2 protein-coding genes are annotated in these 2,258 nt (G+C 63.0%); one reads left to right on the top strand and one right to left on the bottom strand.

Going from position 1 to position 2,258, the window contains the following annotated elements; all coding sequences use genetic code 11:
* Window positions 1-1,585: TonB-dependent receptor plug domain-containing protein (locus AC1P6P_RS05600; RefSeq protein WP_481401449.1), on the bottom strand; the 1,585-nt coding region annotated here is incomplete at its 3' end.
* A gap of 265 nt (window positions 1,586-1,850) precedes the next feature.
* On the opposite strand from AC1P6P_RS05600, the gene AC1P6P_RS05595 reads away from it, so the two are divergent.
* Window positions 1,851-2,258 (top strand): MFS transporter (locus AC1P6P_RS05595; protein ID WP_481401448.1); only part of this gene is annotated, 408 nt, incomplete at its 3' end.

Genomic DNA, 2,258 nt, shown 5'->3' with positions numbered 1-2,258 from the left:
AACCCGACCCGTGGTTGATGTCGTGGCGGATCGAGGCGTCGAGCTCGAACTTGCCGGCATCGAGGATAAGGTCGGCATAGGCCGCGTTGTCGGTGAAGCTGTAGTCGTAGGTACGTGCGCAGCAGCCGCCCCAGTTGTTGTTGTAGCCGGTGAAGCCATTGGCGCTGAGCAGGTTGCCGGCGGAGTCGAGCAGGTCGATCGGCGACGAGTTCGGGGTGATCGACGAGTTGAACTGGTTCGGGTGCCAGTCCATCGCGATCTTCTGGTTCATGTAGAACCAGCCGCCGGTGAGGCTGGTCTTGATGCCGCTGACGTCACCGTTCCAGCTCAGCTTCAGGTCGTTGGCGAAGCTGCCTACGTCGCGGATCCGCGTGTAGACCTCGACGTTGTTGTCGTAATAGGCCTCCGCCACGTCCTTGCCCTTGTTGGGGCCGGCCGAATAGACAGCGCGGTTCACGGTCACGCCGTTGACCTTGCTGCCGATCAGGCTGCTGAGCGCGCCGACGCTGAGGAAGTTCGAGGCGAAACCGCCGCTCAGGCTCGAGTAGCGGGCGTTGTCGTCGACGGTCAGGCCATTGTCGAACTTGTAGTGCAACTGCGCCTGGATCGACTGGCCCTTGGTGGTGATGCCGTCGAGCGGCTGCTGGGCGTAACCGCCGCTGTCATAACTGATGTAGTTGACGTTGGTGTTGTATACCGAGAAATTCGAGGCCTTGCGCGCATCGAAGCCCGGGCAGGTGGACAGGTTCGAAACCTGGCCGCCGGAGAGATTGCCGCAGATCAGGCCACCCTGGGTATTGGGCTCGCGGGTGTCCTGCGCCTTGAACAGCAGGCGGAAGTAGCCCTTGTTGTCGGCGAATTCCTTGGTGATGTTGCCCTTGATCAGGTAGGAATTGCTGAGGTTGTAGCCGGTGTGCCAGGGGCCGTGGCCGACATCGTAGTAGCCGCCGATGTTGTAGTAGGTGCTGTCGTTGACGATGCCCGAATAGAGGAAGCTGGCCTTGGTGTAATCGTAGGTCAGGTTCTTCTCGAGCTGGATGTATCCCCCTTCCGAACGGCTGGTCTTGCTGATGTAGTTGATGACCGCGCCAGGCGCCTGGCTTGCCAGCGTCGCGGCGGTGCCGCCGCGGATCGCCTCGATGCGCTCATCGGTGGGGCTGGACTTGGTCCAGTAGTCGTTGTTGCCGAACTGCATGTCGCCATAGAGCACGGTCGGCAGCCCGTCTTCCTGGAGCTGGACGAAAGTGGCGCCGCCGGTGGCGACAGGCAGGCCGCGCACGGCGAAGTTGCCGTTGCCGCCCGGGCCCGAGATGTTGGGCTGGAGACCCGGCAGCAGGCGCAGCATGTCGCCTTCCGACATCGGGTGGAAATCCTTGACGATCGACGCATCGACCGACGAGATCGACACCGAAGTGTCGAGCTTCGAGCGATTGCCCGGCGTCGCGGTCACGACGATTTCGGAAAGCGAGTCACCGCCGCCGTTATCGCCTGCTGCCGGTGCGGTTTGCGCGAACGCGGGTGCGGCCATGCTGGCGACGGCCAGCACGAGCATCGATGCACACGATTGAATTGCAAGTCGCTTCATTGCCCTCTCCATGTCGACTTCTTGAAACAGGAAACCTTGCCGGCCGCGAATCGATTACCCCGGCGGCCCGGACAATTGCCCTCTGGCAAAGTGCGGGCGGTTGCGCAAGGCGCGATTCAATCGCTTGAATTCGAATTCGTACGCATTTCGGAAAACGTTGCCAAAATGTCGCACTGCTTGTTACGTGATCGGTGCTGCCATCGCCCACGCGCACGCCTTCGGGGTCGACGGACTGCCCCCGCTGGGGCAAGGAAGCAGCGGCGAGATGACCGACACTTATCCTCCCCCCGCGCAACGCCGCCTGATCGTGCTGTTTTCGATGGCGTCGGCGATCATGAACCAGATCGACACGACCATTGCCAATGTTGCGCTGCCGCACATGCAGGGCACGACGTCCGCCTCGCGCGAGCAGATCGTCTGGGTGCTGACCTCGTACATCATCGCGCTCGCCATCGCCACGCCGATGACCGGCTGGCTCGCCAGCCGCTTCGGCCGCCGCCGGCTGCTGCTGGCGTCGATCCTCGCCTTCACCGCGACCTCGGTGCTGTGCGGGCTTTCGACCACGCTGCCTGAGCTGATCGGGTTCCGCATCCTCCAGGGCGCGTCGGGCTCGGCGCTGGTGCCGATGGCGCAGGCGACGCTGCTCGACATCAACCCGCCCGAAGATCACGGC

The organism is Rhizomicrobium sp. (assembly GCF_056722145.1).
The sequence above is the reverse complement of the archived record's forward strand: the minus strand, read 5'-3'. Positions and strand labels throughout refer to the sequence as shown.